This window comes from Nocardia sp. NPDC003726 (assembly GCF_053586955.1).
The window spans coordinates 19,450-36,927 of the sequence record NZ_JBSFNF010000006.1 but is presented as its reverse complement, the minus strand read 5'-3'; the positions used below and the strand labels follow the sequence as shown (position 1 = coordinate 36,927).

The 17,478-nt window shown below is 69.2% G+C and carries 16 protein-coding genes; 8 read left to right on the top strand and 8 right to left on the bottom strand.

Going from position 1 to position 17,478, the window contains the following annotated elements; all coding sequences use genetic code 11:
• Positions 1 to 18 precede the first annotated feature (18 nt).
• Both ACWDMM_RS10175 and ACWDMM_RS10170 read left to right on the top strand, forming a co-directional pair.
• The gene (locus ACWDMM_RS10175) at positions 19 to 936 is read left to right on the top strand and encodes a hypothetical protein (protein WP_195079660.1); all 918 of its coding nucleotides are present in this window, start codon (positions 19 to 21) and stop codon (positions 934 to 936) included.
• A 42-nt stretch (positions 937 to 978) separates the two neighbouring features.
• On the top strand, positions 979 to 2,517 hold the full coding sequence (locus tag ACWDMM_RS10170) for a Rieske 2Fe-2S domain-containing protein (RefSeq protein ID WP_449936979.1): 1,539 nt from the start codon (positions 979 to 981) through the stop codon (positions 2,515 to 2,517).
• Positions 2,518 to 2,571: 54 nt separating this feature from the next.
• Here the strand turns inward: ACWDMM_RS10170 and ACWDMM_RS10165 are convergent, their stop codons facing one another.
• The 6 genes from ACWDMM_RS10165 to serS form a co-directional block, all read right to left on the bottom strand.
• On the bottom strand, positions 2,572 to 2,913 hold the full coding sequence (locus ACWDMM_RS10165; protein ID WP_039794242.1) for a BP74-related protein: 342 nt from the start codon (positions 2,911 to 2,913) through the stop codon (positions 2,572 to 2,574).
• A 164-nt stretch (positions 2,914 to 3,077) separates the two neighbouring features.
• The gene (locus tag ACWDMM_RS10160; protein WP_357107004.1) at positions 3,078 to 4,103 is read right to left on the bottom strand and encodes a peroxiredoxin family protein; all 1,026 of its coding nucleotides are present in this window, start codon (positions 4,101 to 4,103) and stop codon (positions 3,078 to 3,080) included.
• A 54-nt stretch (positions 4,104 to 4,157) separates the two neighbouring features.
• On the bottom strand, positions 4,158 to 5,099 hold the full coding sequence (locus ACWDMM_RS10155; protein WP_357107001.1) for a DMT family transporter: 942 nt from the start codon (positions 5,097 to 5,099) through the stop codon (positions 4,158 to 4,160).
• Positions 5,100 to 5,182: 83 nt separating this feature from the next.
• Positions 5,183 to 6,580: an MFS transporter gene (locus tag ACWDMM_RS10150; protein ID WP_357106998.1), complete on the bottom strand. Its 1,398-nt coding sequence runs from the start codon at positions 6,578 to 6,580 to the stop codon at positions 5,183 to 5,185.
• A 169-nt stretch (positions 6,581 to 6,749) separates the two neighbouring features.
• Positions 6,750 to 8,537, bottom strand: coding sequence for a putative bifunctional diguanylate cyclase/phosphodiesterase (locus tag ACWDMM_RS10145; protein ID WP_323124356.1), 1,788 nt, complete (start codon positions 8,535 to 8,537; stop codon positions 6,750 to 6,752).
• A 175-nt stretch (positions 8,538 to 8,712) separates the two neighbouring features.
• Positions 8,713 to 9,975 (bottom strand): serine--tRNA ligase, encoded by a 1,263-nt coding sequence (gene serS, locus ACWDMM_RS10140; protein ID WP_195079655.1) that lies wholly within the window; start codon positions 9,973 to 9,975, stop codon positions 8,713 to 8,715.
• A 93-nt stretch (positions 9,976 to 10,068) separates the two neighbouring features.
• Between serS and ACWDMM_RS10135 the strand changes: the two genes are divergently transcribed.
• The 6 genes from ACWDMM_RS10135 to ACWDMM_RS10110 all read left to right on the top strand — a co-directional run bounded on the left by ACWDMM_RS10135 (position 10,069) and on the right by ACWDMM_RS10110 (position 15,867).
• Entirely contained in the window at positions 10,069 to 11,769 is a 1,701-nt protein-coding gene (locus ACWDMM_RS10135) for an aldehyde dehydrogenase family protein (RefSeq protein WP_357106995.1), read from the top strand.
• Between the two features lie 177 nt (positions 11,770 to 11,946).
• Positions 11,947 to 12,984 (top strand): septum formation family protein, encoded by a 1,038-nt coding sequence (locus ACWDMM_RS10130; RefSeq protein WP_397069722.1) that lies wholly within the window; start codon positions 11,947 to 11,949, stop codon positions 12,982 to 12,984.
• 10 nt (positions 12,985 to 12,994) lie between these two features.
• Positions 12,995 to 13,345 carry a metallopeptidase family protein gene (locus ACWDMM_RS10125; RefSeq protein ID WP_357106989.1) on the top strand — a complete coding sequence of 117 codons (351 nt, stop codon included), beginning with the start codon at positions 12,995 to 12,997 and terminating at the stop codon, positions 13,343 to 13,345.
• Between the two features lie 164 nt (positions 13,346 to 13,509).
• Positions 13,510 to 13,821: a PE domain-containing protein gene (locus ACWDMM_RS10120; RefSeq protein ID WP_067800238.1), complete on the top strand. Its 312-nt coding sequence runs from the start codon at positions 13,510 to 13,512 to the stop codon at positions 13,819 to 13,821.
• A gap of 49 nt (positions 13,822 to 13,870) precedes the next feature.
• Complete coding sequence (locus tag ACWDMM_RS10115; RefSeq protein ID WP_195079651.1) at positions 13,871 to 15,043, top strand: PPE domain-containing protein; 1,173 nt, start codon at positions 13,871 to 13,873, stop codon at positions 15,041 to 15,043.
• On the top strand, positions 15,040 to 15,867 hold the full coding sequence (locus tag ACWDMM_RS10110; protein ID WP_195079650.1) for an ESX secretion-associated protein EspG: 828 nt from the start codon (positions 15,040 to 15,042) through the stop codon (positions 15,865 to 15,867). Before ACWDMM_RS10115 ends, ACWDMM_RS10110 begins: the two co-directional genes overlap by 4 nt.
• Before the next feature lie 14 nt (positions 15,868 to 15,881).
• Here ACWDMM_RS10110 and ACWDMM_RS10105 read toward each other — a convergent pair whose 3' ends face one another.
• Positions 15,882 to 16,550, bottom strand: coding sequence for a histidine phosphatase family protein (locus tag ACWDMM_RS10105; RefSeq protein ID WP_067800246.1), 669 nt, complete (start codon positions 16,548 to 16,550; stop codon positions 15,882 to 15,884).
• Positions 16,547 to 17,461, bottom strand: a complete 915-nt coding sequence (pheA, locus tag ACWDMM_RS10100) for a prephenate dehydratase (protein WP_195079649.1) — start codon at positions 17,459 to 17,461, stop codon at positions 16,547 to 16,549. Before pheA ends, ACWDMM_RS10105 begins: the two co-directional genes overlap by 4 nt.
• Positions 17,462 to 17,478: the final 17 nt, after the last annotated feature.

The following is a 17,478-nucleotide window of genomic DNA, read 5'->3' as shown; positions in this document are numbered from 1 at the left end:
GAGAAGAGGATCGTCGAAGTGGAACGCGCCCGATCGGCACCGCGCGAGTACGACCGCAGTGCAGCACGCGAGCGGAACCGGGCCGGGCGAGCGACCCGCGCCGCGCTGATCGGCGGCTCGGCCCTGATCGCGGCGATCGCGCTGACCGGTTGCGACTCCGTGGTCGGCATCCCGGAGGAGAGCGCGCCACAGGCGGCCGTTCGCACGACGCCACCGGCCGCCGTCCCGGCCACGCCCCCGCCGAGCACCTCCGCGCTCGCGCCGGTTCCCGCCGACGCTCCGCCGGTGGGCGCGGTCGCTGGTCTGCCCGCCGCCGCACCGGCGATGCGGCGCTGGGCGGCGGACCTGCGCTCGCACACCATCGCCGAGATGCAGGACAAGTGCTGGACCATCGCGCCGAGGAACGTGGCCGAGATGTACGAAGACCAGCAGGCCGTCCTCGCCGCGCTCGCCCAGCCCGGCACGGTGACCGAGGACGCGGTCGTCTGGAAGAGTCCCACCACCACCGTCGCCGTCCAGCGCGCCGAGATCGCGACCGGATACGCCTGCCCGCGCGTCGCGACGGCCGGTGCGGAGATCGCCTACAACGACGCGGACGCCAGGCACACCGTGCGCCGGTACCTGTCGCGCTTCGTCGGCACTCCGCTCGACCCCGCCGACAAAGAAGGCGACTACCCTCTGATCTGTAAGGCGTCCCCGGCGACCTGGGACCCCAAAGGCACCGGGCGTCCGAGCCCCGCGCCGCTGGCGAACAACCAGGGCGCGCTCACCGGGGCCACCGAGTTCGCCGACCAGCAGATCCGGTCGGAGCAGGTGAACACCGAGTACATCGCGGTGCTCGTGCCGGTGACCAACTCCTCCGGTGTGACGCAGACGCGCACCTTCACCCTGCGCTCCGGGACGGACGGCTACTGCATCGGCGATGTCACGCCGTAACCACTACCCTGGTTGGCTGGTAAACAGCAGGAGGAGCAGCTAGTGCAGATCACCAGCGTCGGACACGCCGGATTCCACATCCGCACCGCGGCCGGGTCGATCCTTTGCGATCCCTGGGTGAACCCCGCGTACTTCGGTTCCTGGTTCCCGTTCCCCGACAACACCCAGCTGGACTGGGACGCGCTGGGCGCATGCGACTTCCTCTACGTCTCGCACCTGCACCGCGACCACTTCGACGCGAAGACGCTGGCCGAGCACGTCAACAAGGACGCGACCGTCCTGCTGCCGGACTATCCCGTTCCCGACCTGCGCCGGGAACTCGAACAGCTGGGCTTCCACAAATTCTTCGAGACCGAGGACTCGGTCAAGCACACGGTGACCGGCCCCGGCGGGGATCTGGACATCATGATCATCGCGCTGCGCGCGCCCGCCGACGGCCCGATCGGCGACTCCGGGCTCGTGGTCTCCGACGGCGAGACCACCTGCTTCAACATGAACGACGCCCGCCCGGTCGACATGGACGTGCTGCACGACGCCTTCGGCCACGTCGACATCCACCTGCTGCAGTACTCGGGCGCGATCTGGTATCCGATGGTCTACGACATCCCGGCCCGCACCAAGTCGAACTTCGGCAAGCAGAAGCGTCAGCGCGGCATGGACCGGGCGCGCAGCTACATCGAGCAGGTCGGCGCGACGTGGGTGGTGCCGTCCGCGGGTCCGCCGGTGTTCCTGGACGACGAGTTGCGCTACCTCAACGACGATCGCGGTGACGAGGGCAACATCTTCCCCGACCAGAAGGTGTTCCTCGAGCAGATGGAGATCCACGGCAACGCGGGCGGGGTCCTGATGATCCCCGGCTCGGTCGCCGACGTGCGCGGCGCCGAGCTGACCCTCACCCATCCGAGCGACCCCGCCGAGATCTACGACAACAAAGCCGAGTACATCGAACGGATGGCCCAGCGCCTCGCTCCGGTGCTGGAGGCGGAGAAGGCGACCTGGGAGCGCGGCGACGGCTCGCTGCTCGAGCCGCTGCGCAAACTGTTCGAGCCGATCATGGCGCAGAGCGACGTGATTTGCGACGGCATCGGCTATCCGGTCGGTTTGGTGATCGGCGAGGAAACCATCGTGCTGGACTTCCCCAAGCGCACGGTGCGTGAGCCGATCGAAGGCGAGGGCCGTTACCGCTACGGCTTCCGCATCGCGCCGGAACTGGTGCGCACGGTGCTGCGCGACCGGGAGCCCGACTGGGTGAACACCATCTTCCTGTCCACCCGCTTCCAGGCCTGGCGCATCGGCGGCTACAACGAGTTCCTCTACACGTTCTTCAAGTGCCTCACCGACGAGCGGATCGCCTACGCCGACGGCTGGTTCTCCGAGGCGCACGACGACTCCGCCTCCACCGAACTCAGTGGCTGGGAGGTGCAGCGGCGCTGTCCGCACCTGAAGGCGGACCTGTCGAAGTTCGGCGTGGTGGAAGGCAACACGCTCACCTGCAACCTGCACGGCTGGCAGTGGGACCTGGAGTCGGGACGGTGCAAGACGTCCAAGGGCCACGAACTGCGCTCGCGCAAGCTGGACTGAGCCGCGACTTCCGGCCGACGCTTCCCGCGCCGGCCGGAAGCATTTGCCAACCGATTACCGGTCGGCCACCTCGCGGGTCAGCTTCGACGACCACGGACACCAGAAGCAGCCCGGCAGAAACGCGCCGCACGCCTCGTCCAAGTGGTCGTTGACATACATGATGCTGGCGTCGCAGACCTCGATCGCCATGGTGAAGAAGGTGATCGTGTCGGGGTCCAGATGGAAGTCCCAGCCCGGGTTGTAGGGCGCGGGCATCTTCCGGATCCGGCCCATGACGTGGACGGACATCTGCTCGTCACCCGACAGGATCCGACGTGCTTCGGCGATCCGCTGCTCATTGGTCAGCTGGATGATGAACTCTTTGCCGGAGTAGTCGGTGAATGCGAAGAGCGCCATGTCTTCCCCTCTTGTCGGTGGGTCATGTTGTTGGATGGCGAATTCCGCACCGGTGCGACTCGATCCTATCGGTGCGGCACCGTCTGTTTGCTAGAAATTTGCCAACCAGTGCATAACCGAACCGCAGTCGGTCAAGGCGGGCAGAAAAGAGGTACGCCCCGAAATCAGCTGGAGGCTCCCGCCGGGACTCTGTCCTGCTCCGGCCTGCGCGGGCCGGTCCGCACCGTGCGGATCAACTCGCGGATCGCGATGCCGCCTCTGGCCACCGGCGCGGCCACACGTCCATCGGGATCGATCAGGACGGCGGACGGTGTGCCGCGCACCCGATAGCGCAACGCGGCTTCGTTGCCCTGCTGCACGAGCGAGGGGATATCGCCCAACCCGTGCTCGACGCCCCACGCGGCTTGCTCGGCGGCATCGCCGTTGCCGACCGCGACGATCGCGAGCGCGTCGCCCGTCCGCGCACGCCAGCGGGGCAGTTCACGGGCCAACGCCGCGCACAGCTCACACCCTGGGTGCACGAAGACCAGCAGGACCGACCTCGCGCCGGTCAGCAGATCCTCGAGCGTGGTCTTCGCCCCGTCGGGAGCGAACAGCTCGAATTCCGGCGCCACCGCACCAACCGGCAACCCCTCCGCGCCCAGCGTGGACAGCGCCTGCTCGTCCACTCGGCGGCGCAGAACACGCAACTGGCCCGCCAACCACACCAGCACCGAGACCACCGCCGCGACCACAGCGCAGCCGATCGCGTTGTCGGCGGGCAGATCCATCGGCACGCGCGGGTGCGTCTGCGCGCCGACACCGACCAGCACGGCGAGCGCCGCGAAAACACCGTTGCGCACCAAGATCTTCGGCCCGATCGGCGTGGCGCTCGCGGCGCCGAAGCAGGAACAGGAAGGGTGCTCGCCACGCCGCAGCAACCGCGCGATCACCGCCGTGAACACGGTGAGCAACAGCAGCACCGCCAGGGCGGCCACGCCGGAAACCCGGGGAATCAGCACGCTCACCGCGATGATCGCCTCGGTGCTGGACAACCCCCATGCCACCGCGGGCACCCAGCGCAGCGGCACCCCGAAATCCCCCACCGCCTGCCGCGTCGCGCTCCGATCCGCCAGCTTGCCCCACGCCGACAGCCCGAACACGACAGCCAGACCCAGCCGCGAAATCCACACCCCGTATTCGATCAGCATGAGCGCACCATTCCACATTCATGCGCTTCGCGTATGAATCCGCCACGGGTGTCCTCAGGACTGCGACCGAGCGGCGACCGCGACCGCGACCAGCGTCAGCGCACAGCCGATGATCGCGGGAACCGACAGCCCCGCGCTGGTCGGGGTGAGCACGTCCAGGATCAGCGAGGCCAACAACTGTCCCGCCACCGAGGTGAGGCCGAGCAGCAGAACGCCGATCCAGCGGACCGCCAGGGCGGCGAGGGCGATGAAGGCGACGCCGATGAGTCCGCCGAGATACAGCCACGGCTCGGCCGGGAAATCGGCCGGTCCGCCGGAGGACACGATGACCAAGGCCTCGATGACGAGCAAGGCGGCCAGCCCGACGCCGAAATTCACCAGCGCCGCCGACAGCGCTCCACCGACGGCGCCCACCTTGCCGTTCACCGCCTGCTGCCAGGCCAGGCCGATGCCAGCCAGCGCGGGCAGCGCGATCAGCAGCACGGTCGGCGCGCCGCGCAGCGCCTCGGGCACGGAGAGGCCGCCGCCGGCGTGGGTGTGCCCGAATCCGGCGATCAGCACCGCCACCACACCGAGCGCCGCGCCGGCCAGGCGTACCGCGGTGACCGGCGTGCGGCCGCTCGGACCGAGACCGAGCCGGTCGACAGCCAGGCTGCTGAGCAGCTGTCCCGCGACGGTCGCAACGGTGAACGCGGTGACACCGATGGCCGCGACGGTGAGCCCCTGGCACGCCACGAAGAACGCCCCGCACAGACCGCCGAGCAATTGCCAAGGTCGCAGCACGCCCTCCGATACCGCCCGCCGCACCCGCCGCGCGCCAACCCGCAACCGCCCGCTGACCGCGAACGCCACCACCAGCACAACCAGCCCCACCCCGAAACTGATCGTCGCCGCCGCCACCCCATCGGCCAACCTCGCCCCCAACGCGCCGTTGATCCGCCCCTGCACCGCCACCCCGGCACCGATCCCGAACCCGCAAACCAGCCCGAACCGCACTCCCGCACGCTACCCAACCGCCACGAGGGGCACATGACCGCGGCATTTCCCGAGAGGGTCTCTCCACGGTGTGCCACTCGCGGTCAATCAGCGCGGGGCAGCCAGCGCGGGGTGAGGGCGGCGATGGCGAGGAGGGAGGCGCCTAGGAGGGCCAGGAGGGTGGAGATGGAGGTGTGCTGGGTGGTGAGGCCGGCGAAAGCGAAGATCGCGAGGGCGATCACCTCGCCCAGGAGGCCGGACACCGAGGTGACGGTGGCTCGGGCGGGACCGTCGATGGCGTCCTGGAGGCGGGCGGCCGCGACTATCCCCGCGTTGTAGACGATGCCGTAGGAAACGCCGATCGAACCGAAACCGAGGCCGGCGAGCAGGTAGACCGCGTCCGGACGGCCGGTCGCGAGGCCGGCGATCAGCGCCCCGCCGAGGAACAGCATGCCCGCGGCGGCCACCGCGATCGACATCGTCCGGCCCGACATCCCTTCGGTGCGCCCCGCCAGCACCGAACCGGTCAGCGAACCGAACACGGTGAGACCGACCAGCAGGGGCACAACGGCGGTCGAGACGCCGGATTCCTCCGCCAGCAGGGCGAAGTACTCGTCGAACGCCGTCACCCCGAACAGCAGCGCCTCCAGCAGCACGCCGTAGCGCACCGCCCGCACGCGGACCGCTTCGCCGACCCCGGCTTTCAGCATGGTGCGGTATCGCGCGAACGGTCCCGGCCGCGGCGCGGAGCGCTTCGGATCGACGGCTGCGGGCTCCGACGCGAAGCCGTTGGGGACACTCGGCTGCTCGAAACGTTCGCCCCGTGGCCGAGACGCCGAACCCACCTCCGACAAGATCGTGCGATCCACCGAACAATCCCCGACAGTGCGGGCGTGGACATCATCGACCGGCGCTGAAGGTCGGCCGGAGAAGTCTTCCTCTTCGAGAGCATCAACGTCCGCCGCGCACACCGCTTTCGGCGCCGTGGGCAGCGACAGCGCGACCAATGTGTGTACGGCCGCCATGGCGACGCTGAACCAGCCGACCAAGACATAGCCGCCGTACAGGTACAGGGGCGTCGCTGCGAGGATCGCGATGACGACAGCCGTCTCCGCACCGGCACGGGTGTAACCGAGGATGCGCGAATAGGCCGACGACGCCGCGCGGGCGGCGAGGTCGTCGTACAGCAGCGCCTCGAACGTGCCGGAGGCCAGCGCGCCCGAGGTCCCCCACAGCACGAATCCGGCGGCGAAACCCGCGAACGAGGGCGCCACCGTCCACAGCGCGAAGCCCGCCGTCAGCAAGACGCCACTGAGCACGAGCAGCCCACGGCGCGACACCGTGTCGGCCCACGCGCCGGAGGGCACCTCGAGCAAGAACGACGTCGCCGACCAGATGGCCAACAGCGAGGAGATCTGCCCCGTGCTCATGCCGTGGTCGGCGAACAGCAGGGCGTACAGCGCGTAGAGCGGGATCAGTTCACCGATGCTCTTGAAGAGCACCGCCCGAACCGTCAGCGAGCGCAGGCTGAGCGCACCCGCGCTGTTCGCGCGCCGGGCGCGCGGCGATCCAGCGGATCAACAGGCGTAGATGAGCAAACGCATGTCGATCAGCATGTCCATCCACGCCGCACGGCGTCAAGGGATTTCCGCTCGGTCGCGAAGGAGTGAATCAGGGCAGCGGCACCCAGCCGTTCGCGGGAACGGAGTCCCCGTCGCCCAGCTCCCCGTCCGTGACGCCGGAGCCGATCCGGCCTTTGTTCTCGTTGAGGTCGCTGATCAGCTCCGACACCGGATGCGAATCGCTGTAGTGATAGCCCTGCGCGAGCGCGAAGCCCAGTTCGGTGAGCACCGCGGCTTGGTATTCGGTCTCCACTCCCTCGGCGATGACCTGCAGGTCGAGCGCGTTGGACAGGGCGGCGATCACGCCGAGCAGCGGCGGCGCGGGCGAGTCGGAGCGGATCGCGGCGACGAAGGACTGATCGACCTTGAGGATGTCGCTCGGCAGGGTGGCCAGTCGGCTGAGCGAGGAGTAGCCGGTGCCGAAGTCGTCGATGGCGATGCGCACGCCCCGCTCCCGCAGGGTGTGCAGATTCTCGATCGCGGTCTGGGATTCGGCGGCCAGTTCGCTTTCGGTCACCTCGAGCACCAGCTGATCGGCGGGCCAACCCGTCGTGGCGAGGATCCCCGCCACCCGGTCGGCGTAACCGGCCTCGGCCAGCTCCAGCCCGCTGACGTTCACGTTCAGCGTCAAATCCAGCTGGGCGAAAGTTTCCTGCAACCGCGCCGCGTCCGCGCAGGCCCGGCGCAGCACCAGCTCGTCCAGATCGGCGATGAGGTCGTACTCCTCGGCGACGCGGATCAAGCCCTCGGTGGTGACATCCGGTTGCGCGCTCGACGACCAACGCAGCAGCGCCTCGACACCGACCGCCTTGCCGCCGCCTTCGGTGAGGCTGACGATCGGCTGGTAGTGCACGTCGAGCGCGCCGCGGTCGATCGCTTCGCGCAGTTCCACCGCCAGCGGCAGCTGCCGGGAGGACTCCAGCACCGTCCGGTTGCGTCCGGCCTGCTTGGCCCGGTACAGGCCGACGTCGGCGCGGCTGACCAGCAGCGACCCGGATTCGCCCGGCTGCCATGAGGTCACGCCGGCCGAGCAGCCGGTGGTCACCGCGGCGCGGAGCTGTTCGGTGAGCAGGATCGCGGCCTGCTCGGTGGTGTTCGGCAGCAGCAAGGCGAACGCGTCACCGCCGTAGCGCGCCAGGCGCTGCTCGGGGGCCAGCAGTTTCGACCAGGTGTCGGCCACCCGCTGCAGGACGGCGTCACCGGCGCGGTGCCCGAGATGATCGTTGATCTTCTGGAAGCGATCCAGGTCGACCAGCACCAGCGCGAGCCCGTGCCCGGACCTGGTGGCCTGCTGGATCGCGGTGTTCAACGCCCGGTCGAAGCCGCGCCGGTTGAGCAGTCCGGTGAGCACATCGATGTCGGCTTCGGACGCCATCCTGGTCAGGATTCCGACGACGACGCCGACGCCGAAGGTCACACCGGCCGGAATCAGGCCCGACCACCACGGCAATCCGGGCGTCACCGGCCGCGCGGGCAACACCCACAGGCACAGCGCCAAGGCGAACGCGATATGGGCGGCGGCCTGCGACCAGGCGAAGAACAGCGCGGCGTCGCACGCGATGAACACGTAGAACGCCGCGAGGCTGATCGCTCCGACGGTGTTCGGGAAGGAGTGCACCGCGATCGTCACCAGCACCGTCGCGATCGCGACGTAGACGTGGTGGATCGAATGCGGCAGCCGCGGCCCCCATGCGAGCAGCGTGAGACCGAGCGCCAGCGCCACCGCTGCCGCCCCGCCCACCAGCGGACGATTACCCTCCTCACCAGGGGCGATGGCGGTGATCAGCAGACCGAGCACCCCGCCCATGACGTAGAACGCCCCGGTGGTCCGAGCCATGACCATAGCCGTCGCCAGCGCAGACGCGGCCCGCACCCGGGTTCGGGTATCGCCGCGAGACCCGATTCCTCGCACGACGAATAGCCTAGACATAAGGAATCCCGCTGGTTGCCACATCCCGGGAATCCGGCATGGCGAACCAGTAGCTATTCACCTGAACGTTATGCCCGCGTGGTCAGTTCGTCGGTCGCAGCACGTCGGTGCCGACGAACGGGACCAGGGCGGCCGGAATCCGGACCGACCCGTCGGCTTGCTGATGGTTCTCCAGAATGGCCACCAGCCAGCGGGTGGTCGCGAGCGTGCCGTTCAACGTCGCGGCGATCTGCGGCCGTCCGTTCTCGTCGCGATAACGGACGGCAAGCCGCCGCGCCTGGTAGGTGGTGCAGTTGGAGGTCGAGGTGAGTTCCCGGTAGGTCCGCTGGGTCGGCACCCACGCCTCGCAGTCGAATTTGCGCGCGGCGGAGCTGCCGAGATCACCGGCCGCGACGTCGATCACCCGGTAGGGCACCTCGATCGCCGCGAGCATCTCCTGTTCCCAGGCGAGCAGGCGCTGATGTTCGGCGTCGGCCTGATCGGGCGTGGTGAAGACGAACATCTCCACTTTGTCGAACTGGTGCACGCGGATGATGCCGCGAGTGTCCTTGCCGTAGCTGCCCGCCTCGCGGCGGAAGCACGACGACCAGCCCGCGTAACGCTTGGGGCCGTCGCTCAGGTCGAGGATCTCGTCCGAGTGGTAGCCCGCCAACGGCACCTCCGAGGTGCCGACCAGGTACAGATCGTCGTCGGCGAGGTGGTAGACCTCGGCCGAATGCTGCCCGAGGAACCCGGTGCCCGCCATGACCTCCGGGCGCACCAGCACCGGCGGAATCATCATGGTGAAGCCGTTGGCCACCGCCTTCTGCGCGGCCAGCTGCAGCATGCCCAGCTGCAGCAGCGCGCCGTAGCCGGTCAGGAAGTAGAACCGGGCGCCGGAGACCTTCGCGCCGCGCTCCATGTCGATCAGGCCGAGCGACTCGCCGAGTTCCAAGTGGTCCTTCGGCTCGAAATCGAACTCCCTCGGGGCGCCGACGGTCTGCAGCACGACGAAATCGTCCTCGCCACCGGCCGGTGCGCCTTCCTGCACCACGTTCGAGATGGCGCGGTGCGCGGCGTCGAGATCCATGTCGGCGGCGTGTTGCGCGGCCTCGGCCTCCTTGACCTTGACCGACATCTCCGACGCCTGCGCCAGCAGAGCGGACCGTTCCTCCTTGCTCGCCTTACCGATCAGCTTGCCCATCGCCTTGTGCTCGGCGCGCAGGTTGTCCGCGGTGGCCACCGCGGCACGCCGCGCCGCGTCCGCCTCGAGCAGCGCGTCGACGAGGGCGGGGTCTTCGCCGCGGGCGCGCTGCGAGGCGCGGACCGCGTCCGGGTTGTCCCGCAGGAATCGGAGGTCGATCATGGGCCACCAGCCTAGTGGTCGGTGTGTTGCGCTTTCACGCCGATATCCCAGGATGCGGACCATCCGGGCGCGATCGCGCGCATAGTGGGGCTTGTGGGCACTCCATTCGGTGAGACGGCCGTCGACAACGCGCTGGCCGATCTCGCCGCGGGCGAGAAGACGTGGGCCGCGACGCCGCTGCGCCGCCGCCGCGCCTTGCTCGACGAGATCCATGCCAGAATCGGCCGCTTCGCCGAGGACTGGGTGCGCGCCGCGTGCGTCGTCAAGGACCTCGACGAGCACTCTCCATTGATCGGCGAGGAGTGGATGTCCGGCCCGCTCACCTTGTTGCAAGCCACGGCCGCGCTGTCGGCGACCCTCGCCGCGCTGGAGACCGGCCGCAGCCCGGTGGCGGGCATCACGCTGCGGGAGGCGCCGGGCGGGCGGTTGGCCGTGCCCGCGTTCCCGTTCGGCGTCTACGACCGGCTGTTGCTGAACGGCTTCCGCGGTGAGGTGTGGCTGCGCCCCGGCGTGGACGCCGACAGCGCACGCAGGCGAGCCGGGCTGGCCCAGCTCGACCCCACCGCCACCGGCGGGATCGGCGCGGTGCTCGGCGCGGGCAACATCACCTCGATTCCGCCGCTGGACGCGCTCTACGAGCTGTTCGCGCACAACCGGGTGGTCGCGCTGAAGCTCAACCCGATCACCGACCCGCTGTTCACCGTCTTCGAGATGGTGTTCGAACCGCTGCTGGAACTCGGCGCGCTGCGGATCCTCACCGGCGGTGCGCGGGAGGGCGGTTACCTGGTGCGTCATCCGGATGTCGCGCACGTGCACATGACCGGCAGCGCGCAGACCCACGACGCCATCGTGTGGGGCCCCGGCGCGGAGGGCGCGCAGCGCAAGAAGGACAACCGGCCCCTGCTGGACAAGCCGATCACCAGTGAGCTGGGCGGCGTCTCGCCGACCATCGTGGTGCCAGGCGATTGGTCCGACGCCGATCTGCGCTATCAGGCCGAGCACGTGGCCACCCAACGGCTGCACAACGGCGGCTACAACTGTGTGGCCGCGCAGGCGGTGGTGATCGGCTCCGAGTGGGACCGCAAGGACGAGTTCCTCGCCGAACTCCGCCTGGCCATGGAGCGGGCGCCACAGCGAACCGCCTATTACCCGGGCAGCGACGCGCGGGTCGCCGACGCGCTGGCCTCGTATCCGCAGGCCGAGCGTCTCGGTGCGGGGCGGGTGCTGGTCGACGGACTGCCGCCGACCGGCTCGCCGCTGCTGCGCACGGAATACTTCTCGCCTGTGCTCGGCGTCGTGGAGCTGCCCTATGCGGGCGGCGAGTTCCTGCAGCGCGCGGTGGACTTCGCCAACGCCGAGCTGACCGGCACCCTGGGCGCGAACGTCATCGCCCATCCGGCGACCATGCGCAGGCTCGGTGTGGCGTTCGACCGCGCGATCGAGCGGCTGCGCTACGGCGCTATCGCGGTGAACACCTGGACCGGTCTGGCCTTTCTCGCGCCGCGGGCCGCCTGGGGCGCCTTTCCCGGACATACCCTCGACGACGTGCAGAGCGGTATCGGCGTGGTGCACAACGCCCTGTTGCTCGACGACGTGGAGCGCACCGTGGTGCGCGGTCCGTTCCGGCCCGCCCCGCGCTCGTTGCTCGGCGGGGAGTTCGCCCTCTCCCCCAAGCCGCCCTGGTTCGTCGGCAACGCCACCGCCGCGACCACCGGGCGCAGGCTCACCGAGTTCTACGCCGACGCCAACCCGGCCCGGTTGCCCGGCGTCTTCCTCTCCGCGCTGCGCGGCTGATCCACCCGCCCCCGTGCCGCGCCGATCGGGCCAGGTCGTGGCACCGCGGCACCGACGCTGCCATGATGGACCGCGATGTCCTCCGAACGTGTGTCCCGGTCCCCGCAGGCGCCCAAGCGCGGCGCGTCGTCGCGCGCCGACTCCCTACGGCGCTCGTTCGACTCGGCCAAGGCCGCCATGGGCAAGGGCGAGCTGCGCGATCTGCATCTGTCGGCGCCCACCTTGCGCTGGGGCCTGCTCGCGGTAGCCGTCGGCGCCGTGGTCGCGGCCCTGGTGACGCTGTTCGTCACCGGCTTCGACAACGAGAAGGGCCTGGAGGCGCACAATCCAGGCGCACCGGCACAGCCCGTGCTGGACAAGGAGTTCGGCACCGCGTCCAAGGGCGACTGCCTGAGCTGGACCAAGCCGGACCGCTCGGACCTGGTCAAGGTGAACTGCTCGACCAAGCACATGTTCGAGGTCGCGGCCGACATCGACATGAGCAGATACCCGGGCAAGGAGTTCGGTCCCGGCTCGCGGTTCCCGGACTCGTTGCGCCTGACCGAGCTGAAGGAAGAGCACTGCGTGCCCGCGGTGCAGAAGTACATGTCGGGCCGGTTCGATCCGCGTGGCAAGTACATCGTCGGGCTGATGTACCCGAGCCCGGAAGGCTGGCAGCACGGTGACCGCACGCTGCGCTGCGGCCTGCAGATCGCGGCCAGCGCTGGCACTCCGCCGTCGGTCGGCAGCGCCACCGAGCACGACCAGTCCAAGGTGTACGAGCCGGGCGTGTGCCTCGGCATCAACCAGAACCTGCCCACCGATCCCGTCGACTGCGCCCAGCCGCACGCGGTGGAGATCGTCTCCACGGTGGATCTGAGCGCCCACTTCAACGGCGGCCCGCCCGCGAAGGACGACCAGGACAAGTTCGTCGAGCAGGAGTGCACCCGCACCTCGACCGACTACCTCGGCGGGCCGGACGTCATCCGGAACAAGACGCTTACGTTGTTCTTCGACTACATCGATGCCCGCAGTTGGATGGCAGGCAGCCGCAAGCTGGACTGCATGATCGGCAAGGGCGCCGACCGGGAGGGCTTCGCGCCGATCACCGGTTCGGCCAAGGGCGAGATCCTGATCAACGGCCAGGCTCCGGTACCGCCGCCGAACAACGGACGTTCCACGCCCGCACCGCTGCCCGGCGCGGCGCCGCTGCCGCCGCAGCCCCAGCCGAGGTAGCCGAACGCCGATGCCCGTGACGATGTCCGCCGACCGGTTCGAGGAATTGGTCGGCGACGCACTGGATCTCATCCCGCCCGAGCTGACCCGCGCCATCGACAACGTGGTCGTGCTGATCGAGCCGCGCAATCCGGAGGATCCGCATCTGCTCGGCCTGTATCACGGCATCGCCCTCACCGAACGCGACAGTCAGTACGGCGGAGCGCTTCCCGACACCGTGACCATCTATCGCGACGCGATTCTCGAGCACTGCGCCGACGAGGCGCAGGTGGTGGAAGAGGTGGCGATCACCGTGATCCACGAGATCGCACACTATTTCGGCATTGACGAAGACCGCCTGCATCAGCTGGGATGGGGATAGTCTTGACCGAGCTGTATTGCGCACCACCAGCGGTAGGTGTGTAATCGGCACGGAGATCGAAAAGTTGGGGATTCGATGGAACCGATCGCGTTGCTGTCGCGTCCTATCACTCGAAGGGGGAATTCTCGTGGTTCCGCCCCACAGCCACTAGAAGGAGTCGAGTCATGGTTGGACATGTACTGATCGCACCCGAAGCCATTCTCGCCGCCGCGGCCGAACTCGACCTCGTCGCCGAACGTCTGGCGGCCGCCGCGGCGGTCACCGCGCCTGCGACGCACGTGCTGCCCTCCGGGGCGGAGGAAGTCTCCTTCGTCAGCGCGAGCCATTTCAATCAGGGGGCGATGTCGCACGACCGGGCGATCGCGCAGGCGATTCTGGAATGCCACCACGCCGCGGCGACGCTGCGCATGCAGTTGGCCCAGCACGTCGCGGGCGACGTGGTGCGCGCCGCAGGCATCAGCGCCATCCAGGTGTAGTTCCGCAACGAGTTCAATCAGCAACGCTCGAGCAGGGGAGAAGACAAACATGGTTGCAGGAGTCACCGGGGTGATCTGGGCCGCGCGCCCGTCGGAGGTCAATTCGGCCACCCTTCACGCGGGCGCGCACGCGATTCCGATCTCGGCCGCCGCCACCGCGTGGGGCGGGCTCACCGCCGCCTGGGTCGACGCGACGACGACCGTCGCCAGGGTGATGGCCGAACTCGGCGTCGGCATGCAGGGCATCAACGGTATCGCCGCGCTGAGCAAGCTCACCGGCTTCCTCGGCTGGTCCGAGCAGCAGGGCGTGCAGGCGGCCGCGATGGGCGCCAAGGCCGCGGCGAACGCCACCGCCTACACCGTCGCCGCGCTGGCGATGCCGAGTCCGCCCGAGATCGCGGCCGTCAACACCGCCTTGGCCGCGTCGGCGAACCCGCCGGGCGTGTTGAGCGGCGCCTTCGAGGCCGCCGAAGTCGCCAGGCACGCCATGGACATTCGCGCCGCGCTGGTCATGGAGACCTACGAGGCCGCGACCAGCGCCATGCTCGCCACACCCGCCGAGTTCCTGCTGCCGCCGCCGATCGCCAAGGGCGCCGGGACGGCCAGCCCCGAGCAGGCGGCGGACACGACCAGCGAAGTCCCGGCCGATCCGATCCAGGCCGCCGTCGCCGCGACGCAGGCCTTCCTGAGCAACCCGGGCGTGGCGAGCGCTGCCACCCAGGCCGCGCAGGCCGTCGGCTCGATCGCCACCACCGGTGTCTCCACCGTCGGAAATGTCGCGGGCAGCGCGATCGCAGCGGCCAGCACCAGCTCCGCGCCCGCCTTCTCCGGCATGGCTCCCATGGCCATGGGTGTCGGTGCGGCGGCCACGGCTGCCGGCGCCGCGACGCGCGCCGTGTCGTTCACGGGTCTCGGATCGGCGGCGGGCATCAGCAGCGGCTCGCTCAAACTTCCGGAGGGCTGGGGCTCCAACGGCACGATCGGTGGCGCCACCGCTGCGGTGCAGGAGACTGCCGTGGTCAAAGGCGTCGAGGCGGCGCCGGTGCGTCCGGCCAACACCGGCAACGGCAACCCCTTGCTGGGTAATCAGGCGCGCAGCGACGAGGACGACGAGAACGAGCACGACGGCCGGGATTACCTGCGGTCGACCGAGCACTTCAACGACGGCCGTCTCACCACCGATGGGGTCATCGGCGGTGACCTCAGCGGGACGGTTAGGTGACCGTACTCGGTGCGGGCCGCGGCCCGTCGACGCTCGATGCGGTCGTCCTGTCGCTCGACGAAATGCAGTTCCTCGTGGAGAAACTGCAAATCGAGGTTCCCGTCGTCCTGAACGCGAGGGCGCGCTACGACAACCTGACCGACCACAAAGCGGCGATGGACGCGGCCGCCGAGTCCCTCGCCCAGCGGGACCTCCTGATCGATGATGTGCTGCATGGCGATCTGGAGAACCGGCTGCGCGCCCTGCACCGGCCCCACTGGATCATCGCGCTGCGCCTGGTCGTCGATGGCTGGGTGAGTCGCTTCTGTCTGGCGAAGGGCGTCGACCTCCCGGTCGTCGCCCTTCGGGGGCAGGACTCCTACGTCATCGATGAGGCCGGAAACGACCTGCCGGCAACGGTTCTCGCGGCACTCGGCTACGCCGAACCGCTCGAGCTGTACGGCATGAACGCGCCCACCGAAGAGCTGGCCACGATCTTCGGCGACACCGGTGACGCCGCGGCCACCGCGGAAAGACTGGCGAAGGTGGGCAATCCGGCCCAGGACGCGCACACTTTGGCCGCGGCCCTGGTCGAGATTCACTCGTATGCCGAGATCGTCGGTGTGATCTACGGCGACGGCACCAGAGACACGGCCGACAACCACATCGCCGTCTTCAATACGCGCGCGGGCCGATTCATCGCGACCGCGAGCAGGTCCGACGACGGCGTGAAGTGGACGTCGCTCAGCAGCGGGACTCCCGCGCGACTGCGCACGGCCGTGCAGGATCTGATCAATTCCCTACCGGAACGCGAAGAGTTCCCCCGGAATCCGAAACTGTCCTGAGCGCGCCGGCATCGCTAGCCCATGGGATCGTCCGAGGTCGGCGCGACTTCGTAGCCGAACGGCGGCGTGAACCGTCCCCAGCGAATGCACTCCCACCCGCCGTCGGGCATCGGCACCAGCTCGATCGTCTCGGTGTTGTCCAAGTGGTTGTTCGTCGTGAACGGCGGCCGCACGTCCGCGAGGGTGCGGCCGACGAGCCGCATGGCCGCACCGTGACTGACCACCATCACGTCACCGTGCGTGTCGTCGTCCGGGGTCAGATAGGTGTTCCGGAGTTCCTCGACCGCGGGCAGGAACCGATCCAGCACGTCCTGAGCGGATTCGCCGCCGGGCACCCGCAGCGTGAGATCGCCCTCGTGCCAGGCACGGTAGATCCGCTGGAAGGTTTGGTGCGCCTCCTCGCTGTGTTCTCCCTCCAGGTCCCCGGCCTGTACCTCGTGCAGTCCGTCGAGCACCATGGCGGCGACACCGGTGGCCGCCTCGATGTAGCTCGCGGTCTGGCGCGCGCGCAGCGCCGCCGAGGAGAACAGCACCTTCGGCGGACGGAGCAGGCCCTCACCGAACGCTTTCGCTTGCGCCGCACCGCGTTCGGTCAGCGGCAAGCCCGGAATCCGGGTGTCCAGCAGCTTGGCGACATTGCCCTCGGTCTCCCCGTGCCGGACCAGAATCAACCTCCCGGTCATAGGTCGGCCATCCCCTTTCTCAGCTGGATCAACCACTCCGCGTCCGCTTCGTCCGGCGGTGGTGGCGTGCCGGTCGCGGAAGTCGCAGGCCAAGACCCGAGGAAGCGGATCCGCGCGTTGCGGTGCAGTGCTTTGAGCGCCTCGGCGACCGCGGCGTCATCGATGTGCCCCACGCAGTCGAGATAGAAACGGTAGGTGCCCATGCCGGTTCGAGTGGGCCGCGATTCGATCCTGGTCAGATCGATTCCGCGAGTGGCGAACTCGGCGAAGGCGCGCATCAGTGAGCCCGGTACGTTCGGCAGTTCGAGCACGATCGATGTGCGGTCGGCTCCGGTGGCGGGCGGCGCGGCCGTCGGCCTGGTGCACAGCACGAACCGCGTGATCGCCTGCTCGTGATCGGCGACGCCGGAGGCCAGCGCGATCAGACCCAGCCGCTCTCCGGCCAGCGCGGTCGACACGGCGGCGTCCGCATGGCCTGCCACCACGTCCTCGGCGGCGGCGGCGTTGGACGCCGAGGTGTAGGGCTGAGCCTGCGGCAGATGCCGCGCCACCCACAACCGCACCTGCGCGGCGGCCACGGGGTATGCGGCGAGGGTGCGCACGTCCGGAAGCGCCGTGCCCGGTTTGCCGAGGATCGTGAAACTCACCTCGAGTTCGGTCTCGGCGACGATCTGCAGACGCGGACCGATTGCCAGCGAGTCGAGCGTCGCCGAGATCGACCCTTCGACGGAGCTCTCGATCGGCACCACCGCGCCCTCCACGTCACCGGAGCGGATCAGGTCGAGCGCGGCGCCTTGGCTGGGCGCGGCGATCCGCTCCACGGGCCCGTCGAAGGTTCCCGAGGATTCCAGTTGAGCGAGGGCCATCTCGGTGAACGTTCCGGACGGCCCGAAGTACGCGATTCGCGGCACGGTTACGAGATTACTTG

Excerpts from the sequence above, each read along its gene's own strand:
- ACWDMM_RS10165 (WP_039794242.1), bottom strand. The coding sequence starts at position 2,913 with ATGGCGCTCTTCGCATTCACCGACTACTCCGGCAAAGAGTTCATCATC.
- ACWDMM_RS10115 (WP_195079651.1), top strand. The coding sequence starts at position 13,871 with ATGGTTGCAGGAGTCACCGGGGTGATCTGGGCCGCGCGCCCGTCGGAG.
- ACWDMM_RS10125 (WP_357106989.1), top strand. The coding sequence starts at position 12,995 with ATGCCCGTGACGATGTCCGCCGACCGGTTCGAGGAATTGGTCGGCGAC.
- ACWDMM_RS10130 (WP_397069722.1), top strand. The coding sequence starts at position 11,947 with ATGGGCAAGGGCGAGCTGCGCGATCTGCATCTGTCGGCGCCCACCTTG.
- ACWDMM_RS10145 (WP_323124356.1), bottom strand. The coding sequence starts at position 8,537 with ATGGCTCGGACCACCGGGGCGTTCTACGTCATGGGCGGGGTGCTCGGT.
- ACWDMM_RS10120 (WP_067800238.1), top strand. The coding sequence starts at position 13,510 with ATGGTTGGACATGTACTGATCGCACCCGAAGCCATTCTCGCCGCCGCG.
- ACWDMM_RS10160 (WP_357107004.1), bottom strand. The coding sequence starts at position 4,103 with ATGCTGATCGAATACGGGGTGTGGATTTCGCGGCTGGGTCTGGCTGTC.
- serS (WP_195079655.1), bottom strand. The coding sequence starts at position 9,975 with ATGATCGACCTCCGATTCCTGCGGGACAACCCGGACGCGGTCCGCGCC.
- ACWDMM_RS10105 (WP_067800246.1), bottom strand. The coding sequence starts at position 16,550 with ATGACCGGGAGGTTGATTCTGGTCCGGCACGGGGAGACCGAGGGCAAT.